The sequence below is a fragment of the Pseudomonas sp. RU47 genome (assembly GCF_004011755.1).
GTDB lineage: Bacteria > Pseudomonadota > Gammaproteobacteria > Pseudomonadales > Pseudomonadaceae > Aquipseudomonas.
Genome location: NZ_CP022411.1, coordinates 3,044,592 through 3,061,667 on the forward strand (window position 1 = coordinate 3,044,592; position 17,076 = coordinate 3,061,667).

At 57.4% G+C, this 17,076-nt stretch carries 12 protein-coding genes; all 12 read right to left on the reverse strand.

The features are described 5' to 3' along the window. Positions 1-95: 95 nt before the first annotated feature. Positions 96-716 carry a transglycosylase SLT domain-containing protein gene (locus tag CCX46_RS13830; RefSeq protein WP_127927266.1) on the reverse strand — a complete coding sequence of 207 codons (621 nt, stop codon included), beginning with the start codon at positions 714-716 and terminating at the stop codon, positions 96-98. A 45-nt stretch (positions 717-761) separates the two neighbouring features. Next, positions 762-1,700: a carbohydrate kinase family protein gene (locus tag CCX46_RS13835; RefSeq protein WP_127927268.1), complete on the reverse strand. Its 939-nt coding sequence runs from the start codon at positions 1,698-1,700 to the stop codon at positions 762-764. Positions 1,701-1,713: 13 nt separating this feature from the next. Continuing rightward, positions 1,714-3,210, reverse strand: a complete 1,497-nt coding sequence (gene xylB / locus CCX46_RS13840; protein ID WP_127927270.1) for a xylulokinase — start codon at positions 3,208-3,210, stop codon at positions 1,714-1,716. 204 nt (positions 3,211-3,414) lie between these two features. Further along, positions 3,415-4,887: a mannitol dehydrogenase family protein gene (locus tag CCX46_RS13845; RefSeq protein ID WP_127927272.1), complete on the reverse strand. Its 1,473-nt coding sequence runs from the start codon at positions 4,885-4,887 to the stop codon at positions 3,415-3,417. Between the two features lie 15 nt (positions 4,888-4,902). After that, positions 4,903-6,006, reverse strand: a complete 1,104-nt coding sequence (locus CCX46_RS13850; protein WP_110719232.1) for an ABC transporter ATP-binding protein — start codon at positions 6,004-6,006, stop codon at positions 4,903-4,905. A gap of 126 nt (positions 6,007-6,132) precedes the next feature. Further along, complete coding sequence (locus CCX46_RS13855) at positions 6,133-6,963, reverse strand: carbohydrate ABC transporter permease (RefSeq protein WP_127927274.1); 831 nt, start codon at positions 6,961-6,963, stop codon at positions 6,133-6,135. A gap of 8 nt (positions 6,964-6,971) precedes the next feature. Next, positions 6,972-7,898, reverse strand: coding sequence for a carbohydrate ABC transporter permease (locus CCX46_RS13860; protein WP_095121016.1), 927 nt, complete (start codon positions 7,896-7,898; stop codon positions 6,972-6,974). A 154-nt stretch (positions 7,899-8,052) separates the two neighbouring features. Further along, positions 8,053-9,363, reverse strand: coding sequence for an ABC transporter substrate-binding protein (locus CCX46_RS13865; RefSeq protein WP_127927276.1), 1,311 nt, complete (start codon positions 9,361-9,363; stop codon positions 8,053-8,055). A gap of 342 nt (positions 9,364-9,705) precedes the next feature. Then, entirely contained in the window at positions 9,706-10,611 is a 906-nt protein-coding gene (locus CCX46_RS13875; RefSeq protein WP_127927280.1) for an AraC family transcriptional regulator, read from the reverse strand. A 68-nt stretch (positions 10,612-10,679) separates the two neighbouring features. Beyond that, the gene (locus CCX46_RS13880) at positions 10,680-11,570 is read right to left on the reverse strand and encodes a phospholipase (protein ID WP_127927282.1); all 891 of its coding nucleotides are present in this window, start codon (positions 11,568-11,570) and stop codon (positions 10,680-10,682) included. A gap of 119 nt (positions 11,571-11,689) precedes the next feature. Then, positions 11,690-13,000: a glycosyltransferase gene (locus CCX46_RS13885; RefSeq protein WP_127927284.1), complete on the reverse strand. Its 1,311-nt coding sequence runs from the start codon at positions 12,998-13,000 to the stop codon at positions 11,690-11,692. Between the two features lie 127 nt (positions 13,001-13,127). Further along, entirely contained in the window at positions 13,128-16,952 is a 3,825-nt protein-coding gene (locus tag CCX46_RS13890; RefSeq protein WP_238704401.1) for a hypothetical protein, read from the reverse strand. Positions 16,953-17,076 lie beyond the last annotated feature (124 nt).

Genomic DNA, 17,076 nt, shown 5'->3' on the forward strand with positions numbered 1-17,076 from the left:
GAGCAGGCTCGCTCCCACATGGGTTCAATGCCGGACACAACATCTGTGTTCACTGAAGATCTATTGTGGGAGCGAGCCTGCTCGCGAAGGCGTCCTTACAACCAATGCCAGAACCGGCTCCAGAACCCCCGATTCAAATCCTCCTTGCACCCGGCATACTGCCGCGCATACACATCCGAACGGTTCTGCACTTTGCGCGCCGTTGGCATCAGCCAGGCTTTGCTCGCGTAAGTCTTGTTGCGGAAGCCGCCCCAGCCTTCGTGGTAGTTGAGGTACTGGTTATAGGCGTCGTACTTGTAGACGCCGTTGATCGAATAGGATTTGTCCATGTACCAGCCGACAAAGTCGATGGCGTCGTCGAAGTCTTCGCGATCGGCGCCGCTGCGGCCGGTGCTTTTCTGGTAGTCGGCCCAGACTTCATCTTTGGCTTGCGCATAACCCGAGGCGGTCGAGACGCGGCCCCACGGGATCACCCACAGCAGGTATTTGCGCGGGGTCTTGGCGTCGTAGCGGTAGCCGGATTCCTGATACATGATCGCGAAGGGCACCTGAATCGGTACGCCCCAGCGCTTTTGCGTGACTTGCGCAGCGTCGTACCAGTCGCTTTTTTCGCGGAAGATTTCGCAGATGTCTTCCGGCGAGCGGGGCGGCGAGGTGCCGCACCCGCTCAGTAGCGTTGCCAGTGTCAGTAGTCCAAGCGTCTGCCTGTAATTCAAAAGCCGTTATCCCGTCGTGCGCAAAAAGGCCGACAGTTTACGCGCTCAGCTCAATTGATGACGATAGGGCAAATCCGGGCCAGTCTTGCTGCAGGTCAGTGCGGCGGCTTGTACGGCGAACTTGAGCATGGCGTCGATCTGCGCGCGAGCGAGTTGCTGCACGCCTTCGACTGAATCCAGACCCTGTTCGGTCAACCAGGTGATCAGTGCGGCCTGGAAGGTGTCACCGGCGCCAACGGTATCGGCAATCTTTATCGAGGCTGCCGGGACTGACCATGTGCCGTGTTGGCGGCTGAATACAGTGGCGCCGTCGCCGCCCCGGGTGAGGAAGACGACCTGGCAGCGGTGTTCGAGCCAGCCTTCGATCACGCGCTGCGGGTCCTGTTCGGGGTAGAGCAGGCTCAAGTCTTCGTCGCTGACCTTGATCAGATCGGCCAGTGGCACCAGCGTCGCGATGCGTTCGCGCCACAGGTCGATGTTCGGCTCGGGATTGAGGCGTACGTTCGGGTCGAGGGTGATCAGGAGTTTGCCGCTTTCACGTTGCACCAGGGTCAGCAAGGTGTCGCCGATCGGCTGCACCACCAGCGAGAATGAGCCAATGTGCAAGCCGCGAACATCCGGCCCCAGCGCTGGCAGATGCGCAAGACTCAGTTGCCGATCGGCACAGCCTTCACCGCGAAAGCTGTAGTGCGGCGAGCCATTGGCACCGACGGCGACCATGGCCAGCGTGGTCGGCGCGGCGAAATCCACCAGATAGTCCGGGCGCACACCTTCATCCTGCAGCACTTGCTGCAAGCGGCGGCCAAGGTAGTCGGTGGACAGTCCGCCAAACAAGGCCGAGTCCACGCCCAAACGGCGCAAACCGACGGCGACGTTGAACGGCGAGCCGCCGGCAATCGCCTTGAAATTCACTTTCGAAGCCAGACCGCTGGCGTCGTCTTCGCTGAAGAAATCAAACAGGGCTTCGCCACACACCAAATACATAATTGTTTGCTCTTTATAGGGTTGCGACATGCTGTTGATAGCGTTCATAGGCCTGCTGGAACGCCGCAACGTTGGCGGCAATCGGCAGGGTTTCACTGCTGGAATCAAGTTTCACGCAGCGCTGGCACAGGTCGGCGAGGGTGTCTTCGTGGCCGTTCGACCAGGATTTGCACCATGCCGCTTGAATCGCTGCGCCAAGGGCGGCGGCTTCGCTTTGTTCGGTGCAGATCACCGGGGTGTTCATGATGTCGGCGACGATCTGCCGCCACACCGCGCTTTTCGAACCGCCGCCGATCAGGCAAATGCTGCGGCTTTGTAAACCATTCTGGCGGAGCAAATCCAGTCCGTAGCGCAAACCGAAGGTGGTGCCTTCGACGGCGGCGCGGCACAGATTGGCCTGAGTCAGGTTGTCCAGCGTCAAGCCGTGCAGGCTGCCGGTGGCGTGGGGCAGGGCGGGCACCCGTTCACCGTTGAGGAATGGCAGCATGCTCACGCCGTCGGCGCCGATGGGAGCCTGGGCGACGAGGTCGTTGAACGGCTGCAGATCGAGGTCGAACAGCTCGCGAATCGCGCCGGTGGCGTTGGTCAGGTTCATGGTGCAGATCAGCGGCAACCATCCGCCGCTGGACGAACAGAACGTCGCGACCGAGGCGTCCGGGCTGACTTTCGGCACCTCGGAATAGGCGTACACCGTGCCGGAGGAGCCGAGGCTCATGGTGATCGCGCCGGGCTGAATATTGCCGGTGCCGATGGCGCCCATCATGTTGTCGCCGCCACCGCTGGAGACCTGCGCATTGGGGTTGATGCCGAGGTGTTCGGCAATCGCCGGGAGGATGGTGCCGACAGATTGATGCGCATCGATCAGCTCAGGCAGTGCGGCTTGCAGGCGCCCGCTGGCGTCGATGTCGCGCAGCAGTTGCAAGTCCCACTGGCGGGTGCGCACGTTGAAATAGCCGGTGCCGGAAGCGTCGCCGTACTCACTGCACGCGCGGCCGGTGAGCCAGAAGTTCAGGTAGTCGTGGGGTAGCAGAATGCGTGCGATGCGTGAGAACACCACGGGGTGCTGTTCTTTGGTCCAGAGCAGTTTCGACACCGTGTAGCCCGGCGCGATGACCACGCCGAGGCGTTCCAGTGAGCCTTTTTCACCGCCCAGATGAGTGAGCAGACGGTCGTTCTCGGCGCTGGTTTCGGTGTCGCACCAGAGCTTGGCCGGGCGCAGCACTTCACCTTGGTCATCGAGCAGGACCAGGCCGTGTTGCTGGCCCGAGACGCCGATGCCGAGGATCGACTGGCCGTCGACATTAGCCGCCTGCAGTGCGCGGCGGGTGGCGAGGGTGAAGGCTTCGAGCCATTGCTGAGTGTCTTGCTCGCGACGGCCGTTGGCGCCGCTGATCATCGTGTGTGCGGCGGCGCCCTGGCCGAGGACTTGACCGCTGGCGGCGTCGAGGATGATGGCTTTGGTGCCTTGGGTGCCGCAGTCGATGCCTAGGAACAGTTGTTGTGTTGTCATGTGTGAACCCGTTGGGTTGCGGTGAAGATCAAGAGCTTACCCCCTCACCCCAGCCCTCTCCCCCAAGGGGGCGAGGGGGAAGGGAGCCGATCGGGGGCTGTTCAAATCCTGAGTTCGACTCCGGACGTTCAGGTCGATGTAACTTGTACAAACCACTCGGTCAGTCCCCTCTACCTCCGGGAGAGGGCTAGGGTGAGGGGCTTTTCAATCCAGAATCCGCTGCAAAGTCCGTGTCACACCCTCTTCGCGCAAGCTGTCGCAGCACCATTCAAACGCCGCGACAAACTCCGCCGAACGCGGAATCGCCGTGCCGAAAATCTCTTCAACCGCCAACAACCGCTGCGTAATTAAAGCATCGTCCGCCACCAACGCCTGACAAAACGTCGCGCGCGGATCCGGGATCGAATAGCTATCGCCATTCTCATCCACCCCCTTCAAATACAACGCCCACGCAGCGACCACCAGAGCCGCACGCTTGGTCTCCTGCCCATCAGCAATCAAACGATTGATCGTCGGGATGGTGAACTTGGGAAACTTCGACGAACCGTCCGAGCACACCCGCTCCAGCTGATCGGCAATCGCCTGATTGGAAAACCGCGCCACCAATGTGTTTTTGTAATCCGTCAGATCAATGCCAGGCACCGGCGCCAGTTGCGGGGTCACGTCCAGGTCCATATAAGCGCGCATGTAGCGCACGAACAGCGGGTCGTTCATGGTCTCGTGCACAAACCGGTAGCCCTTCAAAAAGCCCAGGTACGTCAGCGCGAGGTGGCTGCCGTTGAGCAATTTGATCTTCATTTCTTCGTAGGGCGAAACATCATTGGTGAACTGCACGCCAACCTTTTCCCAGGCCGGGCGACCGTTGCCGAATTTGTCTTCCAGTACCCACTGCACAAACGGTTCGCAGACCACCGGCCAGGCATCGTCGACGCCGTGTTTGTCGGCCAGTTGCAAACGGTGCGCGGTGCTGGTCATGGGGGTGATGCGGTCGACCATGGCGTTGGGGAAACTGACGTTGGCGTCTATCCAGCTGCACAGATTGCTGTTGCGCAGTGTGGCAAAGGCCAGCAGCGCCTTGCGCGTCACGGCGCCGTTGTGCGGCAGGTTATCGCAAGACATTACGGTAAACGCCGGAATGCCCGCTGCCCGGCGCTTTTCCAGGGCTGCACACAAGAAGCCGAACACGGTTTTCGGATCCTCTGGGTGGGCCAGGTCGTGTTGAATCTGTGGCAGGTGCGCCATGAATTCGCCGTTGCTGTCGTCGATGCAGTAACCGCCCTCGGTGATGGTCAGCGAGACGATGCGGATTTGCGGGTCGGCGAGTTTGTCGATCAACGCCTGGGCGCCGTCCTCGGCCAGCAGCATGTCGCGAATCGCGCCGATCACGCGCACTTCGGTGTCGTCGCTGTCACCGAGTTCGAACAGGGTGAACAGGTAATCCTGCTCCTTGAGGTCGTCGCGTGCGCGGCGGTCCTCAGTGCGCAGGCCGACGCCGCAAATCGCCCAGTCAAGGGCTTCGCCGGTGTTCATCAGGGCATCGGTGTAATACGCCTGATGCGCGCGATGAAAGCCGCCGACGCCGATGTGGACGATGCCCTGGCGCGTGTCGCTAAGGTTGTAGGCCGGCAATTGCACTTCGGCGGCCAGACGATGGAGGTTCTGTTGGTTGAGTTTCATCGGGAATTCTCGAAATCAGGCCGCAGCGCGCAGCGGACGGGTCAACGCGATACCTTCGGCATCGAATAAATGGCACTGAGCCGGGTCGAGGTGCAGGCTCAGTTGTTCGCCGTAACGGCTGGCCAGATCACCGCGCACGCGCATGGTCAGGGCTTCGCCAGCGTTGGTGGTGACGTGGCAGAAAGTGTCGCTGCCCAGGCGTTCGCTGACGTCGGCGGTGACTTGCAGCGTGCAGTCGCCCGCTTGCGCCAGCTCCAGATGTTCCGGGCGAATGCCCAACGTCACGGCGCTGCCGACACTCAGATTGCCGGCGTTGAACGGCAGGGTGATGCGCGTACCGGCGTCCAGCGAGACTTCGCAGCTCTGGCCATCGACGCGGGCAATCTTGCCTTTGAGAAAGCCCATTTTCGGCGTGCCGAGGAACCCGGCCACGAAGAGGTTCGCCGGGTTGTGATAGAGGTCCAGTGGCGAGCCGACCTGTTCGATCTTGCCGCCATTGAGCACCACGACTTTGTCGGCCATGGTCATCGCTTCGACCTGATCGTGGGTGACGTAGATCATCGTCGCTTGCAGGTCTTTGTGCAGGCGCAGCAGCTCCAGACGCATCTGCACGCGCAACGCGGCGTCGAGGTTGGACAGCGGTTCGTCGAACAGGAAGATTTTCGGATTGCGCACGATGGCGCGACCGATCGCCACGCGCTGGCGCTGGCCACCGGAGAGCTGTTTCGGCTTGCGCTCAAGCATCGGCCCGAGCTCGAGAATGCGCGCCGCTTCGCCGACTTTCTTCTCGACTTCGGCTTTCGGTACGCCGGCCAGATCGAGGGCGAACGACATGTTCTTTTTCACGGTCATGTGCGGGTACAGCGCGTAGGTCTGGAACACCATCGCCAGATCGCGCTTGGCCGGGCTGACTTCGGTGATGTCACGGCCATCGAGTTCGATGGTGCCGTCGCTGACTTCTTCCAGACCGGCAATCAGCCGCAGCAGGGTGGATTTGCCGCAGCCCGAGGGGCCGACGAAAACCACGAATTCCTTGTCGTTCACTTCCAGGTCGATGCCCTTGATGATGGAGAAACCTTCGAAGCCTTTTTGCAGATTCTTGATTTTCAGGTTGGCCATGATGATGGGCCTCCGCATTGTTGTTTTTTTAAGATCAAAAGATCGCAGCCTGCGGCAGCTCCTACAGGGGGACGGCATGCTTTATGTAGGAGCTGCCGAAGGCTGCGATCTTTTTCTTTTCAATCTTCATTTCACGGCGCCGAAGGAGAGGCCGCGTACCAGTTGTTTCTGGCTGATCCAGCCGAAGATCAGAATCGGCGCACACGCCAGGGTCGAGACCGCCGACAATTTGGCCCAGAACAACCCCTCAGGACTTGAATACGAGGCGATCAGAGCAGTCAGTGGCGCGGCTTTCGACGAGGTCAGGTTCAGCGACCAGAACGCCTCGTTCCAGCACAGGATCAGCGACAGCAGCACGGTCGAGGCAAGGCCGCCCTTGGCGATCGGCAGCAGCACGCGGACCATTTCCTGCCACAACGTGGCGCCGTCGAGGCGGGCGGCTTCGAGGATGTCTTTGGGGATGTCCTTGAAGTAGGTGTAAACCATCCAGACCACGATCGGCAGGTTGATCAGCGTGTAGATCACGATCAGCGCGATGCGCGTGTCGAGCAGGCCGAAACTCTTCGCCAGCAGGTAGATCGGCATCAGCACGCCCACCGGCGGCAGCATCTTGGTCGAGAGCATCCACAGCAGCGTGCCTTTGGTGCGCTGGGTTTCATAGAACGCCATCGAGTACGCCGCCGGTACCGCGATCAACAGACACAAAGCGGTGGCGCTGAAGGAAATCAGCACCGAGTTCCAGGCGAAACTGAAGTAATCGCTGCGCTCATTGATGTGCAGGTAGTTCTCCAGTGTCGGCGTGAAGATGAACTGCGGCGGCGTGGCGAACGCATCGATTTCGGTTTTGAAACTGGTCATCACCATCCACAAGATCGGGAAGAAAATCACGATCGCGATGGCCCAGGCCAGGGTGCCGAGCAGCAGGCTTTGCAGCCGGCGGGATTGTTGAAGAGTCATGGCAGGCCTCAGGCTTTGTCAGTCAGGTTTTTGCCGATCATCCGCACCAGAATGATCGCGGCGATGTTGGCGATGACCACGGCAATCAAGCCACCTGCCGAGGCCATGCCAACGTCGAACTGCACCAGCGCCTGGTTGTAGATCAGGTAGGCGAGGTTGGTCGAGGCGTAGCCGGGGCCGCCGTTGGTGGTGGTGAAAATCTCGGCGAACACCGACAGCAGGAAGATCGTTTCGATCATCACCACCACGGCAATTGGCCGTGCCAGATGCGGCAGGGTCAGGTGCCAGAAGATCGCGATCGGTCCTGCGCCGTCGAGGCGCGCGGCTTCTTTTTGTTCCTGGTCGAGGGACTGCATCGCGGTCATCAGAATCAGGATGGCGAAGGGCAGCCATTGCCACGAGACAATGATGATGATCGACAGCAACGGGTAGTGGGCGAGCCAGTCCACCGGTTGCGCGCCGAACAGCTTCCAGATGTAGGCGAGGATCCCCGAGACCGGATGGAAAATCAGGTTCTTCCAGATCAGCGCACCGACCGTGGGCATGATGAAGAACGGCGAGATCAGCATGACCCGGACGATGCCGCGACCAAGGAATTCACTGGCCTCCAGCAATGCGCTGATCAACACGCCCAACACCACACTGATCAGCAATACGCTACCCACCAGCAGCAGTGTGTTGGTGGCGCCGGGCATGAAACCCGAGTCGGTCAGGAAATAGCTGAAGTTCTCAAGCCCGACGAATTCGTTTTCGCCGGGGTACAGCAGGTTGTAGCGGATCATCGAGAAGTAGATGGTCATGCCCAGCGGCACGATCATCCACAGCAGCAACAGGGCCACCGAAGGGCTGACCAGAAACCAGCCGGGATTGCGTACGCGGACCTTGCGCGCAGGTTGCGACAGGTCGAGGTGGGCTTTGGCAGTTGAAGTATTCATGGTGATCACAACCGAGTCATACAGACCTATGGAGATCTAATGCAGGAGTGAGCCTGCTCGCGATGGCGGTGTGTCAGTCACCGTCTGTTTCAGATTGAAAACCGCCATCGCGAGCAGGCTCACTCCTACAAAAGGCAGGAGCGAGCTTTGCGGGTTACTTGGGATAACCGGCGCGCTTCATCTCGCGTTCAGTGGTTTGCTGCGCGGCAGCCAGGGCTTGATCCACCGTGGTCTGGCCGATCAGCGCCGCCGAGAACAGCTTGCCCACCTGGGTGCCCACGGCCTGGAATTCAGGAATGGTCACCAGTTGAATGCCGATATAAGGCACTGGTTTCAGCGTCGGTTTGCTCGGGTCAGCCGCTTTCAACGATTCCAGCGTGACCTTGGCGAACGGCGCCGCGCTCATGTAAGCGTCGCTGTAGGTCGAGGCGCGAGTGCCTGGCGGTACGTTGGCAATGCCGTCGGTTTTGGCGACCAGTTCGCCGTACTCTTTGGAAGTCGCCCAGGCGCTGAACTCTTTGGCGGCGTCTTTGGCTTTGGAACTGGTCGGAATCGCCAGCGCCCATGAATACAGCCAGGCCGAGCCTTTGTCGGTCACTTGATGCGGTGCGAAGGTGAAGCCGACGTGATCGGCGACCTTGCTCTGGGTCTTGTCGGTGACGAACGAACCGGCGACGCTGGCATCGACCCACATTGCGCATTTGCCGCTGTTGAACAGCGCGAGGTTTTCGTTGAAACCGTTGCTGGAGGCGCCCGGCGGGCCGGATTTCTTCATGGTGTCGACGTAGAAATTCAGCGCGTTTTTCCACTCGGGGCCACTGAATTCCGGTTTCCACTGCTCATCGAACCAGCGTGCGCCGTAAGCATTGGCGACGGTGGTGATCAGCGCCATGTTCTCGCCCCAACCGGCCTTGCCGCGCAGGCAGATGCCGTACTGCTCTTTGTCTTTGTTGGTGAGTTTTTCGGCGAAGCCGGCGAGCTGCTCCCAGGTCGGCCGCTCGGGCATGGTCAGGCCGGCATCCTTGAACAGGTCGGTGCGGTAATAAGTGATCGAGCTTTCTGCGTAGAACGGCAGGGCGTACAGCGAACCCTTGACTGACAGGCCTTCACGCACCGACGGGAATACGTCGTCGAGGGCGTAACTGGCCGGCAGATCCTTCATCGGTTCCAGCCAACCCTTGGCCCCCCACAGTGCCGCTTCGTACATGCCGATGGTCAACACGTCGAACTGACCGCCCTGAGTGGCGATGTCGGTGGTCAGGCGTTGGCGCAGAACGTTTTCTTCCAGCACCACCCAATTGAGCTTGATGTCCGGATGCTCGGTCTCGAAGGTTTTCGAGAGCTTTTGCATGCGGATCATGTCGCTGTTGTTGACGGTGGCGATGGTCAGGGTCTGGGCGCCAAGGCTGACGCTGCTGAGGGTCATGCAGGTGAGGGCAAGCAGAGCTTTTGCAGTGGGTTGCATCGTGCACTCCTTTTCTGCACCCGGTGGGTTACAGAAGGACAGTTATTGTTTTTGTGTCTTCCGACGACTGGAAGAATGTGCACTGATTACAGCCTTCAATCGCAGGGCTGACAAATCATCCCTAACACTTTTATCGATACTTTTTTGCACTGGGCTTTTGTGGGGGCAACGCAGGGCAGGGCTTTGCAGCGGGGAAACGCTATCGAATGCGTACAGGTTTCCGGAGTGGCATCGCAACTTGTAGGAGTGAGCCTGCTCGCGATAGCGGAGTGTCAACCAACATATCTGCAAGCTGTCACACCGCTATCGCGAGCAGGCTCACTCCTACATGGATCAATGGTGTCAGTGGTGGTTTTGCTCGGTCAGGCGCTGCACCGCGAGCCGGCGGTAATGCGACGGCGTCATGCCCTTGAGCTGCTGAAAGCGCCGATTGAAATTGGAAATGTTGTTGAAGCCGGATTCAAAGCAAACCTCGGTCACCGGTTTATCACCGTCGGCCAGCAGCTCGCAGGACTTGCTGATACGCAGGCGATTGACGAACTCGATGAAATTGCGCCCGGTGGCCTGTTTGAACACCCGGCTGAAATAGGTCGGCGTCATGCCCAGGTGCTCGGCGACTTCCTCCAGCGAAATGTCCCGGGCGTAGTGACTGAAGATGTAATCGACCGCCCGGTTGGTGCGATCGATATTGTGCTCGTCGGCCAGTTGCGGGGTGTTGGCGCCGGACAACAACTGGAAATCATCGCTGGCCGCGAGCAGTTCCATCAGGATGAAAAAGTGCCCGAGTCGAGTGATGCCTTTGCTGTCGGCGATGCGTTGCATCAGCGTCATGGCCTGGCCAATAGTGCGTTTGCAGCGAAACTCGATGCCGTACTGCGCGCGCTCCAGCAACGGCGCCAGGGTCTTCAGTTCAGCAAACACCTGGTGGCCACTTTCGAACAACTCGTCGGTGAAGTTGACCAGCATGTCGCGCTTTTCTACCACCTCGTCTTCCGCCACTTGACTGATCCAGTTGTGCGGCAGGTTGGGGCCGGTCAGGAACAAGGTCTCGGGGTGAAAGTTGCCGATATAGTCGCCGATGAATACCTTGCCGGAGCTGGCGACGATCAGGTGCAGTTCGTATTCCTTGTGAAAATGCCAGCGCACCAGCGGGCACGGAAAGCCATGCTGGCGGTAGATGATGGACAACCCGTTGTGGTCATCCATCAACTCGTATGAAGGGTCGGTCACGCGCGCGGTTCGGGTCATGGCGAGCTACTTTTTTTGTTATCGCCTGCCGATCATGCCTCGTTTCTCGGGACTTGCGCCAGCTTCACTCAAGCGGTCTGCTCGCGGACGCTGCTTCTGGACTTCTCGATGGCTTTTTCCAGATTGGCCATCTGGCAAAAACGTACAACCTTCGAGTTTTTTATAAAGTCGAAATTGATGATGTTGCACTTTTTAGCCCAGTCGGATCGGGTCGGGTCAAACCAGTTGTCGAGTTCTTCCAGAATTCGCTTAGGACCGCCGCCTAGCGAAAAACTGGTCGCCGACAGCGACCACGGGCGAAGTGTGCTGATGGGCGTGTTCAATACTTTTGTGATGTACACCTGCAGCTCGAGCGGAGTGACAAACCTTTGGTCTATCCACTTGTGGTGGATTTTTCCAAGAATCCGGTGGTCCTCGGTTTCCCAGGTCATGGAGGCTGCCACCATGATTCTCTGCAACGGGCTGATCGCCTTGAGCTGGCCTAGAGTCAGGTGCAGATTGCGGGTAGGGATCATCCGTTCACCCAGATGCTCCAGCATCAATGCCTGAAATTCCGAATGATCGAAGGCGACCTTGTCTTCTCCCAGTTCATGAAAGTCCAGAATGATGAATTCATCGATGTTTCTTTCATAGAAAGCTTTTACGTCACGGACAAGATCTGCAAGCGTACGGGAAGAACGGTAACCGCCATGATGGAAACTGAACCTGGCGAGGCCTTGCGCTTTATTGTCAGACGTCAGGCGTATATCGAGCGCACGGGCGCCGCGATTCAATTGTGAATAAAAGGATACGTCCTGACAGGCAACCCAGTTTTTACCGGGTATCAGCGCATAACCCGCTTCCCAGTCGCAGCCAGCATTATGGGCACCCGGCAAGCTCAGTTCGAAAAGCGACAAGTTGTCGATTTGCGGCGAATCAGCCATCCATTGATGAGGCTGGAAGTTATCAATATTGTTCATGTTGTACATCCTGCGATTGAAGGCGAAAGTTATAGAAGTTGCGCGCGCAGGATGTTTATAACGGTTGTCGAGTGATCGGCAAAGTTGGCTTTTAATGCAAGTCGTGTAGTAACAGTTATTTATATGTCTGGTGGCTGTTGAGGCTGCCTGTTTTTAACTTCGATCCATTGCGCCATGTACTGAGTACTTTTGTGCGAGTGATGACGGAGCATGCTGCCAATGAAGTTCCTGGCCCTCAGCTTTTGTAAGTTTTGTTGGCAATAACGCAGTTTCTCTATCAGTGCCAGACCATGCACTGACTGCGGGTAGCGTTGATTCAGCAGCGTGTATCCCGCCATGCGGGCTTCCTGCCAACGAGCCTCGTCTTTGTAAAGCGCAACGGCACTGTTGGCAAACTCGATTGCGCTGCTCGTCACAGCGCCGGGCCACGCGTGATCGCCGTGCATGGCTTCTGCTCCGATCGGTGTCGTAACGCTGGGCGTGCCACACAACATGGCGTCGACCAGTTTGCCCTTGATACCGGCACCAAAACGCAACGGCGCCAGGCAAACCCGCGCGGCGGACATGACCTGCAACGCATCTTCGGCCCAGTTCATGATATGGAAACCTTCGCCGGCGTTATGCAGCGCGGTGGCTTTGGGCGGCGTATAGGCGCCGTAGATATGCAGTTGTGCCTGCGGCAACTGTTGGCGAATCAACGGCCAGACCGTGGTTTTCATCCACAACACGGCATCCCAGTTAGGCGCGTGGCGGAAATTGCCGATACTCAAGAAGTGCGCCCGCTCTGCAAAGTTTGCAGGTGCGGCCGCAGGCGGGTCGATCATCAACGGGCACCAGTGCAGCAATTGCCGGGGCAACCCGAACTGTTCGATCAGCAATTCGATTTCCACTTCGGAGATCATCAGGTTCAGATCGCAACGATACAGCGCGGCAATTTCACGCTTGGCCAGATCGGTCTCGGCCATCAACTCGAACTCGTCGCGCAGGGCCGGAGCAAATACATCACTGAAGTCATTCTGGTCAGGATTGACCTTGAGGCGCGACTTGAGTCGCTGGTGACGAGCGTGTCGCAGGCTCTGCAGGTCCGAAGTTTCCAGCACACGCAGTGCCTGCGGGCAGTGTTTTTCCACCCGCCAGCCGAACTGCTCTTCCATCATGAACTGATCGAACAGCACGATATCCGGCGCCAGTTCAGTGATGAATGCATCGAAACTGCTGTTGTTGAGTTCGATCGGTACCTCACGGATACCGAGCGCAACAAGATCTGCCTTGTGTTCGCCGGGGCCGGCGGGACTGCTGAAGGTGATGTCCCAACCTTGTTGCACAAAGGTCTCGAGGATCTGCATGACATGGCCGCTGGCCGCTGAAGAACGCGGCTCGGGCCAGACGTAACCGATGACCAGGACTTTGGTGGCGGCGGGTTGAATCATGGACAACATTCCTTCACGGCGAACGAGGGGAAAAAAAGGGCGCAATTAAACCACAGGGGTAGGGTATGCGCCCGATTGTCAAAAATATCCCTCAATACCGAAGCTTGGCGTTATGCGTAAACCGCGTTTAGAAATTCGGGTTCGCCAGATTCAGCAGGAGCGGCCCCTTCAGAAATTCCCCTGCTTCTGTACTGTCTATGGCATGCCGGAGGGTGGCAAGGTTAAACACAAAAGTGGCCGGATGGGTCCGGTATTGATCGATGAGTGAGACCGCCACTGCGTAGGATTCGGCATTGATCAATGCAGGGTGATCTCGCACGAATTCCGGCCAGCTGTTGATGGTCTCCTTGAACTCTTTGAAGCCACTAGGTTCCACAAAACCGTAGTGAGGGTTGTACAGATTACCCGGGTCTGCCCGGTGAGCATTTCGAGCGAAGTCCATCAAGCCCACCGCATCATATTCTGCCGGGGTGACACCGGCCTGGACTGCTCCGTAGTAAAAATCAAGCGTGCCTGGCGCACCGTGAGACATTTCGTGGACGAGCACATCGCCCATCCGGGCATCGTCGTACTTGGCCACTTGGTACCATTCATCCAGTTTGTCAGGATAGATCGCAAGGAACTTTGTCAAGCTGTCGTCCAGCTGCGTACCCGCTTCGACACTGGCTTTCCAGTTTCCATAGGTTGTGGTTTTCATCGCGGCGAGTGCATTGGCGTTACGCTGACGAAAAGACATATGGTGTGGGCCCAGCAATCCGAGATCCTTGTGCATTGCCCGCAGATTCTTGCTTACGTAGTTGATGGCTACCTTCGAATCCGTGCCAAATACGTATTTGAAGACAGACCTGATGTCATCGTTTTCGAAATCCGATAGCAGTTGTATTGTGTTGTCCAGTTTATTCTGAGCAAGGGGCGTGGCTCTTTTCAAGTAGGCTTTCGTGTAACTCCAGGGCGTCTTTCGTTTGAATAACCTGAGGAATGAAAACTTCTCTCGCGGCTTGATGTTGTTCAGGGCCGGCCCCCAGGCCTCGCCCCGTAAGTTCAGCGCAAACCATTCATCATTGTGTCGTGTCGCCCAGACCTGAACGAGGTCCTCGGATGCTTGTGCCGGTCGCCAGTCGGCGAGACGAATCGTGTCTGGATCAATCGTCGCGGCCAAGTGGCGTTGGTGGGTAGTGCCCGACCATTTGCGGGCATCGGACAGCACATTTTCCAGCTCGGCGAAACCTTTGTTGAATCCCTTGCGCAACAGTTTTCCACCCTTGAACAGCAGGTCCGGTACGCCGTCCAGTGGGTTGAATACATTATTGACCAACCCCAGACCCACTTTGGCCAGTGCACTGGCTTTGGTGGCAACGGTCATGGTTTTGGCAACGATGCTGATAACCTGAGCAACAGCACCGACAACCAGCAAAATAGTCATCGCAGCTTCCAGCGCACACGCCCCCGCTCCTTGAACTTGTCGCTCCACATCGTCCGAGCTCAAGTCTTCGATACAGGATTTGAACGGCACCACGAAATTAAGAAAGGTATCCAGATCCGCTTCACGTTTTGCGCGCACGGCCTCCAGGCGGGTCTGCCCCCAGCACTCTCTGACCAACTCATCATAGGTAGCGATCGGTCGGTGCTTGAGTACGAAATTCGCCAACGAATCGAATTCGGTTGAGTAGAAACTCTGGTAATAACCCTTGATTTCTTCAGGGGGCGAAGACGCCTGCAACTGACCGATCTTATCGATCACGCCCGAACTGATTTCAATGAGACCGGGCGGTACTCCATGGGTATAACACTCGATATTCGTCGGCAGTGGATGCACTGTTGCTGGCAGCGAGTAGCCAGTCGCGTCGCTGCGTACACTTGTACTCAGCAGGTTTTCTTTTTCAATCAGTGCGGCCAACTGTGGATTTTCGCGACAGGTGCCGTGCAGGGTGAAAAGTTCGTAACAGGTCATTCGGCCTTCGAACTCGCAACAAAGGACTACCCCATAGCGTCCCTTTGACTCTTGTATTTCCTTATGGCTTTCCGTCGGTTTGCGTGAGGTGCTACCCAGGATTGAGTAAAGGGTCGACGATAAGGGATTGGTTGACACACCGGTGGGCGTCTGGAGTTTCGCGACTGAGGGCCTGAGACTGAAAACCGTCACCTTGCCTTTCAGCAAGCGCGTTCTGTCCGCCATGGGCATTGTGCAAAACGCGTGCTTCAAGTGCGTGCCCATTGCCTTCATATGCTTGAGGTAATCGCGATTGAACTGCCGGTGGAACTCGCCGTCAGGCGCGATCAGATTGGGCAGCATGCGGGGAAACGCGGTATAGATGCTTTCTCCGTTTTTCACCTCCCATTCCCTGGTCGCCAGGTCATTGGACATGTGCAATTCCACAGGCGACAGCAAGGCCCGGTCGCCATAGGCATCTACCCACACCACATTGTTCTTCTGATACATGACGTCATGTTCCAGATAGCTGCAGCCTTTGGCGACCTGCTTGAGGATGTCCAGTGAAACACTTCTGCGGGTAGGCAAAGGACGGCCCAGTGTGTCGGCCGTCTCGGCAAGTGTCGCGGCGACCCGGGCGTAAGCCGTGGACGCTTTTTCAAGGGCTCCCGGGATTGATTTCGCTATGTCATCCGGGGTGATGATTTTGTTGAGCACCGCCCAATCAATCACCGCGTCTCCAGCTGCCAGCGCGTCGAGTGTCTTGCCGAATCCGGAAACCGGGCCCGGCTTCGACAGTTGGTGCAGCCGGGTATAAGTCATCGAACGCGTGGATCCCGGCGCGATGGTTTCCTGCACTGCAACAATTCGGCAGAATTCAACCCATTGCGGGGTCCCCAAAGCCAGGGTTGCCGGCAAATCTTTCACCAGAAATTCCGGCGCAGCCTCTGCGAGCAACAAGTGAGCGGCCAACGCTGCATTTCTTTCGGTGATCCGGTGGTGCTGGACGAGGTGCTTTTCGAATGCTGAGTGAACGTCGGCGAATGACAGCTCAAGATGTTCGACGGCGTATAAATCGAAACCTGCCACCTGATTACGCGGCTCTCCCTCACCGATTCGCGGATGAAGATCGAGCAGCAGGGAAGTCAGTATCATCTGCTTTAGCGATTCATCTGATTGCGGCTGATTTTCTTGTGCGCCATACCAGCCCAGATCCCGGACATAGGCTCTGGCCCATCGAAGGGCAATGGGACTGGACACCAGTTTTTCAAGAATCTGTTCAGCTTCCGAGCGTTTGATCGGTGTCGATGGCCTGCCAAAGATGCTGTACGAAAGTTGCTCCAGGAGCGACTGACCCTTCAAGTAACTGGTAATGAGTCTACGGAATTCGTTACGTTGATCCGCAGAAAGTGTGACCGCGTTTTCGACTCCAGACCTGATCATTTCCCAATAGTTACCAGCCAATGGTGCCACTGGAGGCGGTAGTTCCATGAATGTTGTCAGCCTGGAACATTCAGCGGCGGTTTGGGGGATCAGAAAGTCATGGAATTTAAGCCATTGTTCCAGCTCGATTTGTTCGGCCAGGGAAATACTGCCTCCGGCCAGCTCCGCCATTTCAACAAGTGTCAAAAAGTCATCTTTGAGGCTGGGGGCAAGTTTGAAAGCGTTGGCAAACTCCAGGGTTTTTCCCGAGTAACTTGCATGTATTTCACCTTTTGCCGTCACTGCAAAATGTGAGTCATCCGGAAGTTTCAACGTGGCCGTGAGTTTTTTGAAGGCCTCTTGCCCACACAGTCTCTGCAGCATTTTCCGGCCAGGTTGCAACGCGCGCTCAAGCGTTGAGCCGGATTCGAGTGTAAGGGTTGCGCCTGCCAGAGAAATAGCTTGCGAAGGACTGGTCGTGTCTTGGCGCTGTTTTAATTTGTGTAAGACTTCCAGGCGTTCGGCGTGATCGAGTTGAGTGTGGCGAACAGGATTCAAAAAATCTTCGTGAGTTGCCCAGTTTATGTTCGTAATGTTCATGAGAAATCCATTTGTCTGATGTGCCGGATATCCTCATTTGTTATTTGTTGCGCATCAAGTGATGCAATGTAAGTACATTATTCGACTGTTAATAAAGTTGGGTGTAATGCGGGTCGGAAACGGA